This window comes from Edwardsiella ictaluri ATCC 33202 (assembly GCF_000264785.1).
GTDB classification, from domain to species: domain Bacteria; phylum Pseudomonadota; class Gammaproteobacteria; order Enterobacterales; family Enterobacteriaceae; genus Edwardsiella; species Edwardsiella ictaluri.
Map to the genome: position 1 here is coordinate 126,968 of NZ_AFJI01000081.1, position 17,555 is coordinate 144,522.

15 protein-coding genes and 1 pseudogene are annotated in these 17,555 nt (G+C 57.7%); 11 read left to right on the forward strand and 5 right to left on the reverse strand.

The annotated features are described in order from the left end of the window. Positions 1–71: 71 nt before the first annotated feature. From pdhR to lpdA, 4 genes are all read left to right on the forward strand, one after another. Positions 72–836: a pyruvate dehydrogenase complex transcriptional repressor PdhR gene (gene pdhR / locus EIEH_RS12310; RefSeq protein ID WP_015870171.1), complete on the forward strand. Its 765-nt coding sequence runs from the start codon at positions 72–74 to the stop codon at positions 834–836. A 149-nt stretch (positions 837–985) separates the two neighbouring features. Further along, on the forward strand, positions 986–3,649 hold the full coding sequence (aceE, locus tag EIEH_RS12315; RefSeq protein ID WP_015870172.1) for a pyruvate dehydrogenase (acetyl-transferring), homodimeric type: 2,664 nt from the start codon (positions 986–988) through the stop codon (positions 3,647–3,649). A 13-nt stretch (positions 3,650–3,662) separates the two neighbouring features. Further along, the gene (gene aceF, locus EIEH_RS12320) at positions 3,663–5,231 is read left to right on the forward strand and encodes a pyruvate dehydrogenase complex dihydrolipoyllysine-residue acetyltransferase (RefSeq protein ID WP_015870173.1); all 1,569 of its coding nucleotides are present in this window, start codon (positions 3,663–3,665) and stop codon (positions 5,229–5,231) included. Positions 5,232–5,496: 265 nt separating this feature from the next. Beyond that, a complete protein-coding gene (lpdA, locus tag EIEH_RS12325; protein WP_035609736.1) occupies positions 5,497–6,927 on the forward strand; it encodes a dihydrolipoyl dehydrogenase in 1,431 nt (476 codons plus the stop codon). A gap of 62 nt (positions 6,928–6,989) precedes the next feature. Here lpdA and EIEH_RS12330 read toward each other — a convergent pair whose 3' ends face one another. Further along, a complete protein-coding gene (locus EIEH_RS12330; protein ID WP_015870175.1) occupies positions 6,990–7,247 on the reverse strand; it encodes a hypothetical protein in 258 nt (85 codons plus the stop codon). A 279-nt stretch (positions 7,248–7,526) separates the two neighbouring features. Between EIEH_RS12330 and acnB the strand changes: the two genes are divergently transcribed. The 3 genes from acnB to EIEH_RS12345 all read left to right on the forward strand — a co-directional run bounded on the left by acnB (position 7,527) and on the right by EIEH_RS12345 (position 11,461). Then, the gene (gene acnB / locus EIEH_RS12335) at positions 7,527–10,124 is read left to right on the forward strand and encodes a bifunctional aconitate hydratase 2/2-methylisocitrate dehydratase (protein ID WP_015870177.1); all 2,598 of its coding nucleotides are present in this window, start codon (positions 7,527–7,529) and stop codon (positions 10,122–10,124) included. Positions 10,125–10,271: 147 nt separating this feature from the next. After that, positions 10,272–10,913 carry a tellurite resistance TerB family protein gene (locus tag EIEH_RS12340; protein ID WP_015870178.1) on the forward strand — a complete coding sequence of 214 codons (642 nt, stop codon included), beginning with the start codon at positions 10,272–10,274 and terminating at the stop codon, positions 10,911–10,913. A 185-nt stretch (positions 10,914–11,098) separates the two neighbouring features. Continuing rightward, positions 11,099–11,461 carry a YacL family protein gene (locus EIEH_RS12345; protein ID WP_015870179.1) on the forward strand — a complete coding sequence of 121 codons (363 nt, stop codon included), beginning with the start codon at positions 11,099–11,101 and terminating at the stop codon, positions 11,459–11,461. On the opposite strand, the pseudogene EIEH_RS12350 reads toward EIEH_RS12345, so the two are convergent. Further along, positions 11,458–11,664: pseudogene (locus tag EIEH_RS12350) on the reverse strand (EamA family transporter); the annotation flags it as partial. The gene EIEH_RS12345 and the pseudogene EIEH_RS12350 sit on opposite strands and share 4 nt — an antisense overlap. A 268-nt stretch (positions 11,665–11,932) precedes the next feature. Then, complete coding sequence (locus EIEH_RS12355) at positions 11,933–12,280, reverse strand: YacC family pilotin-like protein (protein WP_035609739.1); 348 nt, start codon at positions 12,278–12,280, stop codon at positions 11,933–11,935. Between the two features lie 304 nt (positions 12,281–12,584). Here EIEH_RS12355 and hpt point away from each other — a divergent pair, with 304 nt between their 5' ends. Further along, positions 12,585–13,121: a hypoxanthine phosphoribosyltransferase gene (gene hpt / locus EIEH_RS12360; RefSeq protein ID WP_015870182.1), complete on the forward strand. Its 537-nt coding sequence runs from the start codon at positions 12,585–12,587 to the stop codon at positions 13,119–13,121. A 133-nt stretch (positions 13,122–13,254) separates the two neighbouring features. On the opposite strand, the gene can is transcribed toward hpt, so the two are convergent. Together can and EIEH_RS12370 are read right to left on the reverse strand one after the other, a co-directional pair. Next, entirely contained in the window at positions 13,255–13,917 is a 663-nt protein-coding gene (can, locus tag EIEH_RS12365; protein ID WP_015870183.1) for a carbonate dehydratase, read from the reverse strand. An 88-nt stretch (positions 13,918–14,005) separates the two neighbouring features. Continuing rightward, the gene (locus EIEH_RS12370; RefSeq protein ID WP_015870184.1) at positions 14,006–14,689 is read right to left on the reverse strand and encodes a winged helix-turn-helix domain-containing protein; all 684 of its coding nucleotides are present in this window, start codon (positions 14,687–14,689) and stop codon (positions 14,006–14,008) included. 208 nt (positions 14,690–14,897) lie between these two features. Here EIEH_RS12370 and EIEH_RS12375 point away from each other — a divergent pair, with 208 nt between their 5' ends. The 3 genes from EIEH_RS12375 to EIEH_RS12385 all read left to right on the forward strand — a co-directional run bounded on the left by EIEH_RS12375 (position 14,898) and on the right by EIEH_RS12385 (position 17,231). Beyond that, positions 14,898–15,824: an ABC transporter ATP-binding protein gene (locus EIEH_RS12375; protein ID WP_015870185.1), complete on the forward strand. Its 927-nt coding sequence runs from the start codon at positions 14,898–14,900 to the stop codon at positions 15,822–15,824. After that, a complete protein-coding gene (locus EIEH_RS12380; protein WP_015870186.1) occupies positions 15,821–16,591 on the forward strand; it encodes an ABC transporter permease in 771 nt (256 codons plus the stop codon). The genes EIEH_RS12375 and EIEH_RS12380 overlap by 4 nt, the downstream gene beginning before the upstream one ends. Before the next feature lie 199 nt (positions 16,592–16,790). Beyond that, entirely contained in the window at positions 16,791–17,231 is a 441-nt protein-coding gene (locus EIEH_RS12385) for a PTS sugar transporter subunit IIA (protein WP_015870187.1), read from the forward strand. Positions 17,232–17,555 lie beyond the last annotated feature (324 nt).

The window sequence follows — 17,555 nt, forward strand, 5'->3', positions numbered from 1 at the left end:
ATTGGTAATACCAATTTACTTTGTAGTTCTCCGATGAGAACGTCATCTACGTTCAGAGAAGACATTGTCACATGGCCTACAGCAAAATCCGCCAGCCCAAACTATCGGATGCGATCGAACAGCAGTTGGAATATTTGATCCTGGAAGGAACGCTGCGCCCCGGGGAAAAACTGCTGCCGGAGCGCGAACTGGCAAAGCAGTTCGATGTATCCCGTCCCTCTCTGCGTGAGGCCATTCAGCGCCTGGAAGCCAAAGGTCTGCTGCTGCGTCGTCAGGGAGGGGGCACCTTCGTTCAGGCCAACCTCTGGCAAAGCTTTAGTGACCCGCTGGCAGAGCTGCTCGCGGCCCACCCGGAATCCCAATACGATCTGTTGGAAACCCGCCATGCCCTGGAGGGGATTGCGGCCTATTATGCTGCGCTGCGCGGCACCGATGAAGATTTCGTTCGCCTGCGCGAGTGCCATCTGGCGATTGAAAGCGCTCAGGCTGCAGGTGATCTGGATGGTGAGGCCGATGCGGTGATGCAGTATCAGGTGACGGTGACCGAAGCCGCTCATAACGCGGTGCTGCTCCATCTGCTACGCTGCATGGCGCCGATGCTGGAGAAGAACGTAAAACAGAATTTCGAGCTACTCTATACGCGTCGCGAAATGCTGGCGCTGGTCAGCGATCACCGAGCCAGTATCTTTGCGGCCATCATCGCCCGGGAGCCGGAGCGGGCGCGTGAGGCATCATACCGCCATCTGGCTTTTATTGAAGATATTTTGCTGGAGATGAGCCGTGAGCACAGCCGCCGTGAGCGCTCGCTTCGGCTGCTCCAACAGCGTAAGGATTGAAAATTGGTTCGTACGTCGCCCTTCGGGGCGTGTGCGCCGATGTTAACACTAGGCAACTCACCGATTGGGCCTGTCTTCGTGCGTTTTGATACCAGAGCGCACGAAGACAGGCTCCAGACAACCCATTTAGACAGATAAGGAATACCACCATGTCAGATCGTTTATTCAATGACGTGGATCCGATCGAAACCCGCGATTGGCTGCAGGCGATAGAATCGGTCATCCGTGAAGAAGGCGTAGAGCGTGCGCAGTATCTGATCGATCAGGTACTGAATTCCGCCCGTCAGGGCGGCGTTAATCTGCCTTCCGCTGCGTTGGTCCACAATTACGTGAATACCATTGCTCTGGAAGATGAGCCGGCCTATCCGGGAAATCTGGATCTGGAGCGTCGTATCCGCATTGCCATGCGTTGGAATGCGGTGATGATTGTCCTGCATGCGTCGAAGAAAGATCTGGAGCTGGGTGGTCATATGGCCTCCTATCAGTCTTCCGCTACAGTTTACGAAGTGTGCTTTAACCATTTCTTCCGCGCTCGTAACCAGAAGGACGGCGGCGATCTGGTCTACTTCCAGGGGCATATCTCTCCGGGGATCTATGCTCGCGCCTTCCTGGAAGGACGTCTGACCGAGGAGCAACTGAATAACTTCCGTCAGGAGGTTCACGGTACGGGGCTCTCCTCTTACCCGCATCCTAAGTTGATGCCGGAGTTCTGGCAGTTCCCGACCGTCTCCATGGGTTTGGGGCCGCTGGGGGCGATTTATCAGGCCAAGTTCCTGAAGTACCTGAATCATCGCGGTCTGAAGGATACCGCGGCGCAGCGCGTTTACGCTTTCCTCGGCGACGGTGAGATGGATGAGCCGGAATCTAAGGGTGCCATCACCATCGCCACCCGCGATAAGCTGGACAACCTGTGCTTTGTCATTAACTGCAACCTGCAGCGTCTGGATGGTCCGGTGACGGGGAATGGCAAGATCATCAACGAACTGGAAGGTATCTTCGCCGGTGCGGGATGGAACGTGATCAAGGTGATTTGGGGTTCTCGCTGGGATGCGCTGCTGCGTAAAGATACCAGCGGCAAGCTGATCCAGTTGATGAATGAGACCCTGGACGGTGACTATCAGACCTTCAAGTCAAAGAATGGTGCCTATGTGCGTGAACACTTCTTTGGCCGCTATCCGGAAACCGCGGCGCTGGTCAAGGACATGTCTGACGATGAGATCTGGGCGCTGAATCGCGGTGGCCACGATCCGAAGAAAGTCTACGCTGCCTTTAAGAAAGCCGAAGAGACCAAAGATCAGCCGACGGTGATCCTGGTGCATACCATCAAGGGCTATGGCATGGGTGACACCGCCGAAGGCAAGAACATCGCCCACCAGGTTAAGAAGATGAACATGGATGGCGTGCGTCATTTCCGCGATCGCTTCAATGTGCCGGTGGCCGATGCCGATCTGGAGAAGCTGCCGTACGTCACCTTTGATGCCGATTCTGAAGAGGCGCGCTATCTGCATGAGCGCCGCACCGCGCTGCAGGGCTATGTCCCGACCCGTAGCCCGACCTTCAGCGAGCGTCTGGATCTGCCGGCGTTGGCGGATTTCTCCGCTCTGCTGGAAGAGCAGAACAAAGAGATTTCGACCACCATCGCCTTCGTGCGTGCGCTGAACGTGATGCTGAAGAACAAATCCATCAAGGATCGCCTGGTACCGATCATCGCCGACGAAGCGCGCACCTTCGGTATGGAAGGGCTGTTCCGTCAGATTGGGATTTATAGCCCGAACGGCCAGCGCTACACCCCGCAGGATCGCGAGCAGGTGGCCTACTACAAAGAGGACGAGAAAGGGCAGATTCTACAGGAAGGGATCAACGAGCTGGGTGCCGGGGCATCCTGGCTGGCGGCAGCCACCTCTTACAGCACCAACAATCTGCCGATGATCCCGTTCTACATCTACTACTCCATGTTTGGCTTCCAGCGCATCGGCGACCTGTGCTGGGCGGCGGGCGACCAGCAGGCGCGCGGTTTCCTGATCGGTGGTACCTCCGGGCGCACCACCCTGAATGGGGAAGGTCTGCAGCACGAAGATGGCCACAGCCATATTCAATCCCTGACTATCCCGAACTGCATCTCCTACGATCCGGCCTATGCCTATGAAGTGGCCGTGATCATGCACGACGGCCTGGAGCGCATGTATGGTGATAAGCAGGAGAACGTGTACTACTACATCACCACGCTGAACGAAAACTACCATATGCCGGCGATGCCGCAGGGCGCAGAAGAGGGCATCCGCCGTGGGATCTACTCGTTGGATACCCTGTCCGGTGACAAGGGCAAGGTCCAGCTGCTGGGCTCCGGTTCCATGTTGCGCCACGTCCGTGAGGCCGCGCGTATCCTGTCTGAAGAGTATGGCGTTGGCAGCAATGTGTACAGTGTGACCTCCTTCACCGAGCTGGCGCGCGATGGTCAGGACTGCGAGCGTTGGAACATGCTGCATCCGCTGGAGACCCCGCGCGTACCGTATATCGCTCAGGTGATGAACGATGCGCCGGCCGTGGCGTCTACCGACTATATGAAGCTGTTTGCCGAGCAGGTACGTACCTATGTTCCGGCCAGTGATTACCGCGTGCTGGGCACCGATGGCTTTGGCCGTTCCGACAGCCGTGAAAACCTGCGTCACCACTTTGAGGTCGATGCCTCCTACGTGGTCGTGGCGGCACTGGGTGAACTGGCAAAACGTGGGGAGATCGCTGCTTCCGTGGTGGCGGACGCCATCGGCAAGTTCAATATCGATCCGGAAAAAGTAAACCCGCGTCTGGCATAAGAGGTACGGAATAATGGCAATTGCAATCAAGGTACCGGACATCGGTGCGGATGAAGTAGAAGTCACTGAAATTCTGGTGAAAGTCGGTGACCGGGTTGATGCGGAGCAGTCGCTGATCACCGTTGAGGGCGACAAGGCTTCAATGGAGGTTCCCTCGCCGCAGGCCGGCATTATCCGCGCCATCAAGGTTGTGGTGGGCGATAAGGTCACAACCGGTTCTCTGATCATGGAGTTTGAGGCGGCAGATGCCGCCGCAGCCCAACCGGCGGCTCAGGTGCAGCCGGCAGCGGCTCCGGCCGCCGCTGCGCAGGTGCGTGATGTTCAGGTGCCGGATATCGGTGGCGATGAGGTTGAGGTCACCGAAATTCTGGTTAAGGTGGGCGACAGCGTCAGCGCTGAGCAGTCGCTGATCACCGTCGAAGGCGATAAGGCCTCGATGGAGGTTCCGGCGCCGTTCTCCGGGGTGGTTCAATCCATCACTATCGCCACCGGCGACAAGGTGAAGACCGGTTCGCCGATCATGACCTTCAGCGTGGCGGGCAGCGCGTCAGTGCCGTCGGCATCTGCGCCAGCGGCTGCGCTACCGGTAAGTGCACCGACAGCCTCACCGGTTGCCGCGCCTGCGGTGGTACAGGCGGAGAGCGAATTTACCGAAAACACCGCCTATGTGCATGCGACGCCGGTGATCCGCCGTCTGGCGCGCGAGTTTGGTGTTAACCTGGCCAGGGTAAAAGGCAGTGGGCGTAAAGGCCGTATTCTGCGTGAAGACGTACAGGCTTATGTCAAAGAGCTGATTAAGCGTGCTGAAACTGCACCGGTGGCTGCCGGAGGGGCCCTGCCGGGTCTGCTGCCGTGGCCGAAAGTGGACTTCAGCAAGTTCGGCGAGGTGGAAGAGGTTGAGCTGGATCGTATCCAGAAGATCTCCGGCGCCAACCTGCACCGCAACTGGGTGATGATCCCGCATGTCACCCAGTTTGACGAGACCGATATTACCGAGGTGGAAGCGTTCCGCAAACAGCAGAACGTGGAGTCCGAGAAGCGCAAGCTGGGGGTTAAAATTACCCCGCTGGTGTTTATCATCAAGGCGGTGGCTAAGGCGCTGGAGGCGATGCCGCGCTTTAACAGCTCCCTGTCTGAGGATGCCCAGCGTCTGACGCTGAAGAAGTACATCAATATCGGTGTTGCGGTCGATACGCCGAACGGCCTGGTGGTTCCGGTGCTGCGCGACGTCAATAAGAAGGGCATCATCGAGCTGTCGCGCGATCTGGCGGAAATCTCAGCCAAGGCGCGTGCCGGCAAGCTGACCGCCACGGACATGCAGGGCGGCTGCTTTACCATCTCTAGCTTGGGTGGTATCGGCGGCACGGCGTTTACGCCGATCGTCAACGCACCGGAGGTGGCGATCCTGGGGGTATCCAAGTCGTCGATGAAGCCGGTATGGAATGGGAAAGAGTTTGCGCCGCGCCTGATGCTGCCGCTGGCGCTCTCCTATGACCATCGGGTTATCGACGGTGCCGACGGCGCCCGCTTTATCAGTTTCATCAACAGTGTGATGTCTGATATCCGCCGCCTGGTGATGTAAGCCGAGGGCCGGCTCATGCGCCGGTCTTTTTCTTGAATACGCGGCATGGCTGGTGCTGGCTCGCGTCAGCCATGTCGTCAGAGGCAGACGTCGACGGATCATCCCTTTACAGAATTATTAACATTTCTGTAAACTGTGGGGCGCGACGGGTGCCCCGGCGGAGGCCGCGGCGCCGCGGCGATGTCAGCCCGTGGGGCGGCGGACGGTCGGTCTGGGTGCCATAGCGGTGCATCCACGCCGCCGGAAAAACAATAAAGAGGTCATGATGAGTACTGAAATCAAAACTCAGGTCGTGGTACTTGGGGCGGGCCCTGCAGGGTATTCTGCGGCGTTCCGCTGCGCGGATTTGGGGCTGGAGACCGTTATTGTCGAGCGTTACTCCACCCTGGGCGGGGTGTGCCTGAACGTCGGCTGTATCCCCTCCAAAGCCCTGTTGCACGTGGCTAAAGTGATTGAAGAGGCCAAGGCGCTTGCGGAGCACGGTATCGTGTTCGGCGAGCCGAAGACCGACATTGACAAGATCCGCACCTGGAAAGAGAAGGTGATCGGTCAGCTGACCGGCGGCCTGGCCGGTATGGCCAAAGGCCGTAAGGTACGGGTGGTCAACGGGCTGGGTAAGTTTACCTCGGCCAATACCCTGACGGTTGACGGGGACGCGGAGCAGACGGTGATCCATTTTGATAATGCGATCATTGCAGCCGGTTCCCGTCCCATCCAGCTGCCGTTTATCCCCCATGATGATCCGCGCGTATGGGATTCAACCGACGCGCTGGCCCTGAACAGCGTGCCGCAGCGCCTGCTGGTGATGGGCGGCGGGATTATCGGCCTGGAGATGGGGACGGTATATCATGCGTTGGGCTCCGAGATCGATGTGGTTGAAATGTTCGATCAGGTGATCCCGGCCGCCGATAAGGACGTGGTGAAAGTCTTTACCAAACGCATAGGCAAACGCTTTAACCTGATGCTGGAGACCAAGGTCACCGCCGTGGAGGCCCGTGAAGATGGGATCTATGTTTCCATGGAAGGCAAGAAGGCCCCGGCAGAGGCGCAGCGCTATGACGCCGTGCTGGTGGCCATCGGCCGCGTGCCTAATGGTAAGCTGATCGACGCCGGGCTGGCCGGGGTTGAGGTGGATGAGCGCGGTTTTATCCACGTGGATAAACAGCTGCGTACCAATGTGCCGCACATTTTCGCCATCGGAGATATCGTCGGTCAGCCGATGCTGGCGCACAAAGGGGTTCACGAGGGACACGTTGCCGCAGAGGTTATCGCCGGAATGAAGCACTACTTCGATCCGAAGGTGATCCCCTCTATCGCCTATACCGAGCCGGAGGTCGCATGGGTGGGTCTGACGGAGAAAGAGGCGCGTGATAAAGGCATCAGTTACGAAACCGCCACCTTCCCATGGGCGGCCTCGGGGCGCGCCATCGCCTCTGACTGTGCCGACGGCATGACCAAGCTTATTTTCGATAAAGAGTCCCACCGCATTATCGGTGGGGCGATTGTCGGCACCAACGGCGGCGAGCTGCTCGGTGAAATCGGTCTGGCGATTGAGATGGGTTGCGACGCGGAGGATATTGCTCTGACCATTCATGCGCATCCGACGCTGCATGAGTCCGTTGGCCTGGCGGCCGAGGTCTATGAAGGCAGCATCACCGATCTGCCAAATGCGAAGGCGAAGAAAACGTCGCGCTGAGTTAGCGCCAGTAAAAACGGCTCCCCACTGCAGGAGCCGTTTTTTTTTGCCAGTCGCTGCCGTCAGTCATACCGAAAGCCAATAAAAAAGGCGATGGTCGGTATGCAGATCCCCAGCCCCAATGAGCAGAGAAAATAGTTCATTCCCCACAGGAAGCCATCGTGAGCCAGCATTTCCTGGCCATGCAGACCGCTGTCCAGAGCCAGCGCGTTTTCGCTATGACTGACGTCGATAAGATAAAACAGTGCGCCGACGGCCAGTATCAGGGAAAGGATTTGCAGCAGGGTCAGGCAGCGGGTGTGAGTGGTTGTTAATGGCATCGTCACCTCCCGGGCCGCAGAAAGCGTGGCATGATACAGAAAAATCGCCGGGGGTAAATGCAAAACAGGTCATTCATGTGTATTTATTGTACGTTTTTGGCCAATGGAAAGTGATTTTATATGCTTATGTTGCTTTTTTGTAAACCGTTTAACACGATGGCTAAATGCTGATATGCTGAAAAGGCCATCCGGGTATCCGACAGGCGGTCAGGCGATGGGGCAGGGCACGCTATCGGCATCCCGGTATCTACAATGACAATGAGAGCGAGGAGTCGAGTCGTGCTAAAAGAATACCGTGAGCACGTCGCCGAGCGGGCGGCCCTGGGTGTGGTTCCTAAGCCGCTGGACGCGGCACAGATGGCAGCGCTGGTTGAGCTGCTGAAGTCACCGCCTGCGGGAGAGGAGGCCCTGCTGCTGGATCTCTTGACCAACCGGGTACCGCCGGGCGTTGATGAGGCTGCCTATGTGAAGGCGGCTTTCCTGGCTGCCCTGGTGAAGGGCGAGGCCCACTCGCCGTTGGTCAGCGCAGACAAGGCGCTGGAGCTGTTGGGAACCATGCAGGGTGGTTATAACATTCACCCACTGATTGAAGCGCTGGATAACACGGCGCTGGCGCCGATCGCCGTCGGCGCGCTGTCCCATACTCTGCTGGTCTTCGACAGCTTCCATGACGTTGAGCAGCGTGCACGCGCCGGGAATCCGTTTGCCCACCAGGTACTGCAGTCCTGGGCCGATGCCGAATGGTTCCTGTCCCGCCCGGCTCTGGCGGATAAGCTGACGGTAACCGTATTCAAGGTCAGCGGTGAAACCAATACTGACGATCTGTCTCCGGCGCAGGATGCTTGGTCCCGCCCCGATATTCCGCTGCACGCGCTGGCGCTGCTGAAGAACCCGCGCGATGGCATCACTCCGGATCAGCCTGGCGCCGTAGGGCCGATTCGTCAGATGCAGGCGCTGGCCGGGCAGGGATACCCGCTGGCCTACGTCGGCGATGTGGTGGGTACCGGTTCCTCGCGTAAATCGGCGACTAACTCGGTACTGTGGCTGATGGGGGAGGACATTCCCTTCGTTCCCAACAAACGGGCCGGTGGCGTCGTGCTGGGCGGTAAAATCGCGCCGATATTCTTTAACACCATGGAGGATGCCGGCGCACTGCCGATCGAGGTGGACGTCAGCCTGCTGCAGACCGGTGAGGCGATCGATATCTACCCCTATCTGGGGGAGATCCGCCGCCATGCTGACGGCGCCCCGCTGGCGACCTTTACCTTGAAAACTGAGGTGTTGCTGGATGAAGTGCGCGCCGGCGGGCGTATTCCGCTGATCATTGGCCGGGCGCTGACGGCGCGCGCGCGCGAGGCGCTGGATCTTCCGCCCAGCGATGTCTTCCGCCAGCCCAAAGCGGTCAACGACAGCGGAAAGGGATATACCCTGGCACAGAAAATGGTGGGGCGCGCCTGCGGCGCAGCCGGTGTACGTCCTGGTCAATATTGCGAACCGCGGATGGCCTCCGTCGGCTCGCAGGATACCACCGGCCCGATGACGCGTGATGAGCTGAAGGATCTGGCCTGTTTGGGCTTTTCCGCCGATCTGGTGATGCAGTCCTTCTGCCACACGGCCGCCTATCCCAAGCCTATCGATGTACAGACTCACCATACGCTGCCTGATTTTATTATGAACCGGGGCGGGGTGGCGCTGCGTCCGGGTGATGGCATTATCCACTCCTGGCTGAACCGGATGCTGTTACCGGATACCGTTGGCACCGGCGGTGACTCCCATACCCGCTTCCCTATCGGGATTTCGTTCCCGGCGGGGTCCGGCCTGGTGGCGTTCGCCGCTGCGACCGGGGTGATGCCGCTGGATATGCCGGAGTCGGTTCTGGTGCGTTTTAAAGGGCAGATGCAGCCGGGGATCACCCTGCGCGATCTGGTACATGCCATCCCCTATCACGCGATTCAACAGGGGCTGCTGACCGTCGAGAAGCAGGGTAAGAAGAACATCTTCTCCGGACGGATCCTGGAGATCGAAGGGCTGCCGCAGCTGAAGGTTGAGCAGGCCTTTGAGCTGGCTGATGCCTCGGCGGAACGTTCGGCGGCTGGCTGCACCATTAAGCTGGATCGTGCGCCGATCGTGGAGTATCTGCAGTCCAATATCGTGCTGCTGCGCTGGATGATCGCCGAGGGCTACGGCGATCGCCGCACACTGGAGCGGCGCATCCGCGCCATGGAGAAATGGCTGGCCGATCCGCAGCTGCTGGAGGCGGACGCTGACGCCGAGTATGCCGCGGTGATCGAGATCGATCTCGACGCGATTAAAGAGCCTATTCTGTGCGCCCCCAACGATCCGGACGATGCCCGCCTGTTGTCACAGGTGGCCGGGGCGAAGATCGATGAGGTCTTTATTGGCTCCTGCATGACCAATATTGGCCACTTCCGCGCCGCCGGTAAGCTGCTTGACAGCCATCAGGGACAGCTGCCGACGCGGCTGTGGGTGGCGCCGCCGACCCGAATGGATGCTGCGCAGCTGACGGAGGAGGGGTACTACAGCGTGTTCGGCAAGAGCGGGGCACGCGTTGAGATCCCCGGCTGCTCCCTATGCATGGGTAACCAGGCCCGGGTCGCTGACGGGGTGACGGTAGTATCGACGTCGACACGTAATTTCCCGAACCGCCTTGGTACCGGCGCCAACGTCTATCTGGCATCGGCCGAGCTGGCGGCAGTGTCAGCCTTATTGGGCCAGCTGCCGGATGTCGCACAGTATCAGCAGTTTATGGCAAAGGTTGGGGAGTCGGCGGCAGACACTTACCGTTATCTCAACTTTAATCGCCTGATGCCGTACACCGAGAAAGCCGGGCAGGTGATCTTCCAGACCGCGGTATAAGCGCCCCTCGTCGGGATCTCGGGGGGAGTCTGTCTTTGCGGGCTCCCCCTTTTTTTACCGGTGTTACATAGCATTGCAATACATCGACATAACTTGACGCTTAGCCCCGTAATCTAATTATATTGGGTTGATTTTTGGGGTGTGGAGATGAAAAAAGGCTGGATGGATCAACTGCAGTCGCTGCTGGGTGACGCTAAGCGCGGCAACGGCGGCGAAGGGCTGAGCAAGCTGCTGGCACCGGCGGCGCTCGGTGGCCTGGCAGGGGTGTTGCTGGGGAATAAATCCGTGCGCAAGCAGGCGGGTAAGCTGGGTAAGAATGCCCTGCTGCTTGGTGGCGGCGCGGCGATCGGTGCCCTGCTGTGGAACAAATACCGCGAGCGGGTGAGAGAGACGCATCGCGATGAGCCGCAGTACGGTCAGCAGAGCGCACCGCCCGATGCGCGCGCGCGGCGTCTGGTGCAGGCGCTGGTGTTTGCCGCGAAAAGCGATGGTCACATTGATTATCGGGAGCAGCAGGCCATCAACGATGCCCTGACGCGGCTGGCGCTGGGCGATGAGGCACGCGGTTGGGTGGGCCAGGCGTTGGAGCGCCCCCTCGATCCACATCTGCTGTCCCGCGAGGTGCAGGATGAGGAGGAGGCGCTGGAGATTTATGCTGTGAGCTGTACGGTCATCGATATCGACCATTTTATGGAGCGCAGCTATCTGGATGCGCTGGCACAGGCGCTGGGCATTCCATCGGATGTGGCGCAGGGGCTGGAGCGTAATATTGGCGCCGGGAGTGCATAGCTGGCAGGGAATCCTACCCCTATTGACCCTCAGAGGCTTTTTTGCTGAAATCGCTCGCCACACAGCGCGGAGACCCAGTCTCCGCGTTATTTTTTGCAGATTGCGAGCCGGATTTCAGGCCGCATCATGGCGTTGAGTTACACTGAAAAAGAGTCCCCTGATGGGACTGAGAGGGAGGGCTGGCTGTGGATTATGAGTTTCGCCATGATATTGGAGGCCAGGTGATCGCGTTGTTTTCGATGGGACATGAAGCCGTCGGGCACTGGCTTAATGAAGAGGTCAAGGGAGATTTGGCGCTGCTGTCGCGTATCGAGCAGGAGGCCGCAGCGCTGAAGGGCAGCGAACGGCAGTGGCAGCTGGAGGGGCATGAGTACACCCTGTGGCTGGACAGCGAAGAGGTGATGGTACGCGCGAACCAGCTGGCGCTGGAGAGTGATGAGCTGGATGACGGTATGCGCTATTACGATGAAGAGAGCCTCTCGCTGTGCGGGCTGGAGGATTTTCTACAGGTGCTGACGCGCTACCGCAGTTTTATTCAACAGCACTAAGCGCGGCGGGTCGTCGCGCCCGTCCGGCGGCGGGGGCTCCAGCACAGCAGTGATCCCGTCACCACCAGTAGTACGCCGGGCCACAGCTTGGTCGGTGTCGGCGCTGCCAGCCACAGTACGGCAATGGCAATGGACAGCAGCGGTGTAAAGTAAGAAAGGGCCACGACCAGCGTGGCGTTGCCCCTTTTCATCGCCTGATCCCAGCGCCGCTCGGGTCATGCACAACGGAGGCGGCGGCGTCAGCAGCCACAGACACAGGGCGGTTATTATAAGAAACAGTGGCAGGACGACGCTCTGGCTCCACGGCAGAATGGCGAACACGCGCAATAACGTCGCCCGGTGTTTCATGGCTATCATCCCTGTTAGGCCGGCGCTGAATGTAACATGTTGATGTTATCTGGCGCAGGCGGCGAGGTGAAATGATTTCACGCTGACGGGCGTGCAGGGCGCGTATAACGGGGCGACGAGAGGTCAGTTAGCGTAGGTCAGCAGTCCCAGCGAATCACGGGCCAGGTATTTGCATTTTGTTTCTATCGGTATGGCGATGCGGCTTAAATCATGGTAACTCTCCTCACCCAGCCTTTTCATCTGCTTGGTGTTGTAATTACGCATATCCCAGCCGTTGCGGCTGGCAAAGAAGACGATCGCCCGCTTAATCTGATTATTGGGGAGGTCGTGGTAGCCACAATCATTTTTTAAATAGACGAAAATAGCGGTTAAGTCAGCCAAATCTTCCGCCTGCATCTCATCCAGCGCCCGACTGGAGGTCGTGATACTCAGTAAGCCCAACAATAGCACTAGCAGAGAGGTTTTTTTCATACCGGAAAACACGATTTGTCATTGTGCTATGACGGTATCATATTTCATCGGTATGACTACAGTCTGATAGTTACTTTTAATATGTAATTAGAGGAGATTTTATGCCATTTGGCCTATGGTCGGCCGGAATGCTTTTCGTACCTTAGGGCGGCAGACCCGTTTAAGTAGCCCCCTTGGCCTGCTATACTCTGCGCCCTTAACAAACCGCGCTTGTTTTGTGCCGTTGAGCGGAGCCATCCGCCGGCACAGGACAGGTTGATTTTGCCGTCCGCCCGCGCGACGGCACGCACGCAGGGTAAAACCGATGAAACATACCGTAGAAGTCATGATCTCTGAACAGGAGATCAAGGCACGCGTAGCTGAACTGGGACGCCAGATCTCCGATCGTTACCGTAACAGTGGCAAAGAGCTGGTGCTGGTGGGGCTGCTGCGCGGCTCCTTCATCTTTATGGCCGATTTGTGCCGCCAGATCAGCGTACCGCATGAAGTCGACTTTCTGACGGCCTCCAGCTATGGCACCGCCATGAATAGCTCCCGTGATGTCAAGATCCTCAAGGATTTGGATGAGGATATTCGCGATAAGGATGTCCTGATCGTTGAAGATATCATCGACTCCGGCAATACCCTGAGCAAGGTGCGCGAGCTGTTTAGCTTGCGTGGCCCGAACTCACTGGCCATCTGCACGCTGCTGGACAAGCCGAGCCGTCGCGAGGTCGCTGTTCCGGTGGAGTATATCGGCTTTTCGATCCCCGATGAGTTCGTGGTGGGGTTTGGTATCGACTACGCTCAGCGCTATCGCTATCTGCCCTATATTGGCAAAGTTACCATGCTGGAAGAGTAATTCCGCGCTGCGGTGCACAAGGCGACTTCGGGTCGCCTTTTTAGTGTATACACTAGTATCTGTACGACAATCGCTCGAATGATGAATAATTAATTCGTTGACCGGACAGCATTTTTTTATGAACCCGCGCGGATTAGCCTTCCAGGCTTTGCTGTTGTAGCAGTTTGGCCATGGCATTGCGGTAGCGTACTTCCAGACTCTCACGGCTGATGGCGGTAATGTCCAGATCGTGCAGACGTCCGTCCTGCAGACCATAGACCCAGCCATGGATCATCACTTTTTGCCCGCGTTTCCACGCTGACTGTAGAATGGTGGAGTGCCCTAAATTGTAGACTTGCTCAATCACGTTCAGCTCACACAGCGTATCCATGCGTTTTTCCGGCGGCAGTTCGCCCAGCAGGGTACTGTGCTTGTACCAGATGTCGCGAATATGCAGCAGCCAGTTGTCAATAAGCCCAAGTTCAGGATTGTTGACGGCGGCTTCGACCCCGCCGCAGCCCAGGTGACCACAGATGATGATGTGCTCAACCTGTAGCACGTCGACCGCATACTGCACCACGGATAGGCAGTTCAGGTCGGTATGGATCACCAGATTGGCGACGTTGCGGTGTACAAATAGCTCCCCCGGCTGTAGACCGGTCAACTGCTCCGCTGGTACCCGGCTGTCCGAACAGCCAATCCACAGGAAGCGTGGACGCTGGGATTCTGCCAGCTTGGCGAAGAAGTTCGGATTATCCTCCTTCACCTGCTGTGACCATGCCTGGTTGTTGGCGATCAGTTTCTCGATTTCTTTCATGAAGGTTAATCAGCTGTAGCGGGAAAGAGGCCTAATATAGGCCAATCGACGGGCTTTGGAAATCGGAACAGTGGGCCCTGCGGGCGTTTTACTCAACGCTGAACCCGATGCCATGGTGCGTGTTGAGTGGGATATCATGGGGCGTGATCCGCTGCAGTTTGGCCCTTAGCGTCTTGATATGGTGCTCGATGCTGCGCTCGCCGCCCTTCTCATTCAGCGGGCGCAGCAGATCGTTCAGCTGGCTGCGGGAGAACACTTTTCCCCGTCCCTGCAGCAGCGTTTTCAGCAGCAGGTATTCACAGTGGTTCAGCTGCAGGGCATGTCCAACATAGTGGGCGCAGCTGCGGCTATCGTTGAGGGTAAAGTTGCCATAGCACTCCAGGCGGGTCGCCTTGCTACCCATCCTTTCCGGGTGCGGCAGCAACGTGCGCATACGCACGCAGATTTCACGGGCGGAAAAGGGGGGGAGAATGACGGCGCTGTGCGGCAGTGCGGTATCACTGGCCTGCGCTGCTTCCCCGGGGGTGCTGGCCAGAAAGAGCAGCGGCAGCGTGGGGTGGTGTGCCTGTAGGTGGCGCCCCAGCGCCAGGCCGCTACCGTCGGGCAGCGTCAGTTGGATGATAGCGAACTGCGGTATTTGCTGTTTAAGGGCGTCAAGGGCGGGCTGGATATGGTTAAACCAACATACGTTAAACCCTTCCGTTTCCAGCGTATAGATCAACGGGTCAGCGGTGCTGGCCCGATCTTCGATAAGCCAAATTAACGGTGGCACAGGATGTCTTCCACGACAGGATGAATCGTTGCATCATAACAAAGTCGACCCGCCAGTGGCAGCAGGTGATTTCAGACAACACGTTATGTAACATATAATCTTGCAGAGAGAGCCCGTGGGGGGAGTCGTTTTGCCGCTCCCTGAAGGTCTCTGCGTGCACCGCGCTGCGTCCAGGGCAAAACGCTTGATGTAAGGTTAATCCATCGCCATGACGAATGCTCTTGAGCTATCTCAGCTTACCAAAACCTATGCCGGCGGCGTTCAGGCGCTGCGCGGTATTGATTTAACCGTAGAGGCCGGTGATTTTTATGCGTTGCTGGGGCCAAACGGCGCTGGAAAATCCACCACCATTGGCATTATCAGTTCGCTGGTAAATAAGAGCGGTGGGCAGGTGAACGTATTTGGTTATGATATTGACCGCGATCTGGTCAATGCCAAGCGCCAGCTGGGGTTGGTGCCGCAGGAGTTTAATTTTAACCCGTTTGAGACCGTATTACAGATTGTGGTGAATCAGGCCGGTTACTACGGCGTGAAACGCCACGAGGCGATGCAGCGCGCCGAGCGCTATCTGAGCCAGCTGGATCTGTGGAAAAAGCGCAATGAGCGTGCGCTGATGCTGTCGGGAGGAATGAAGCGTCGCCTGATGATCGCCCGGGCCCTGATGCATCAGCCAAAGCTTTTGATCCTGGATGAACCGACGGCCGGGGTTGACATTGAGCTGCGCCGGGCGATGTGGGGATTTCTGAAAGAGCTGAACGCCCAGGGAACCACGATTATTTTGACAACCCACTATCTGGAAGAGGCGGAGATGTTGTGTCGTAATATCGGTATTATTCAGCATGGGCTACTGATCGAGAACACCCCGATGAAAGCGCTGCTGGCGCAGCTTAAGTCGGAGACCTTCATCCTCGATCTGGCGGCCAAAAGTCCGCTTCCCCGCTTGGAGGGATACCAGCACCGGCTGTGCGATACTACGACGTTGGAGGTGGAGGTGCTGCGTGAGCAGGGACTCAACGGGGTATTCAGCCAACTGAGCGCTCAGGGGGTTCAGGTGCTCAGCATGCGCAATAAGGCCAATCGGTTGGAAGAACTGTTTGTGTCATTGCTCAACGCTGAACAGGAGAAGCAGTCATGAGGCGTTTGTACTGGGTGGCGCTTTGCAGCATCTGGAGCAAGGAGGTTCACCGTTTTGGCCGTATCTGGGTGCAGACGCTGGTACCGCCGGTGATCACTATGACTCTGTATTTCATTATATTTGGGAACCTGATTGGTGCACGCATTGGTGAGATGCACGGATTCAGCTACATGCAGTTCATTGTGCCGGGGCTTATCATGATGTCGGTGATCACCAACGCCTATGCCAACGTGGCCGCATCGTTTTTCAGCGCCAAGTTTCAGCGCAGTATTGAGGAGTTGCTGGTGGCGCCGGTGCCGACTCATGTGATCATCGCCGGCTACGTTGGCGGTGGCGTGGCACGCGGGGTCTGCGTCGGCTTTCTGGTTACGCTGATCTCGCTGTTTTTTGTGCCGCTGGTGGTAAACAGCTGGCTGGTGGTGGTGATGACCCTGTTGTGTACGGCGGTGCTGTTCTCCCTTGGTGGGCTGATCAACGCGGTGTATGCACGTACCTTCGACGATATCAGCCTGGTGCCGACCTTTGTACTGACGCCGCTGACCTATCTCGGCGGGGTGTTTTACGCTCTGAGTCTACTGCCACCGTTCTGGCAGACGGTCTCCAAGCTCAACCCCATCGTTTATATGATAAGCGGGTTCCGCTACGGTTTCCTGGGGATCCACGATGTGCCGCTGACGCAGACGTTTGCCGTTTTACTGGGATTCATTGTTGTACTGTATCTTATGGTCTGGTACCTAATTGATCGGGGGCGCGGCTTGCGCAGCTGATCGTGCGATATCATGCGGCACCTACCGTATATGCTGGGGGCGGTGCCGTAAAATTCATCATTTCTGCCTGACCTCACACTCCTGAGTCGCCGTTATCACCGATTGCTGCCTACGACGCCGTTTCCTGTTACACCATCATTATCAAGAGTGTTTATGCCTGGCCGTTGTGTCGGCGGGCGGTGCTGAAAGGATGGACTGCATGCTGGGTATCGTATTTGCCGGACACAGCGGTTTTAGCAGCGGAATGCTGAAGGCCTTAACCCATCTGCAGGGTGCCCGGCCGCCCCAGTGCGTGGTCGTAGAGTACAGCGACGGCGTGAGCGCCAATATGCTCAGTCGTATGATGTGCGATGCGCTGCATCAGGTGGACAGCGGCAGTGGCGTGGTGATCGTTACGGATATTCTCGGCGCGCCGCCGTTCCGCGCCGCCGCGTTAATGTGCCATAAACATCCGCATTGTGAGGTGGTGGTCGGGGTGAGCCTGTCGGCGCTGGCGGCGCTGTGGTCACAGCGTACACAGAGCGATGCCGCCATGTTTCGCGAGGCCCTATTGGCGCAGACACAGCGTCACGCCACCAGCCTGTGGCATGAGCAGAGCCGCCAGGCTGCGCTGTTTACGCCCCCCACCTCTGGGGTGTAGACAGCGCGCGGTGGCTCGCTGGGGAAAAGATAATCATTGCGTTGTTACGCAGCGATTGTCTTTGCTTGCGTTGTGATAGACAACCTGCGCTAATATATAAAAATGTGAAGTTGAACGGTCAAACAACACAACTTTCATTGCCTCATTTCGGTCCTCTTTCCTTTCGATTTATGCGTAATCGTTCGCTTAACAAAGGCGCCAGGCAGGATAACTCTCAGGCTGGCGCCACGGCGTAGCCGTACGCCGAATCTTTCGGTTGGCAATTAACTGAAAGTATTCCTGTTGCTATCTAATGGAAAAATAAGATGTAACTTCGATCACATC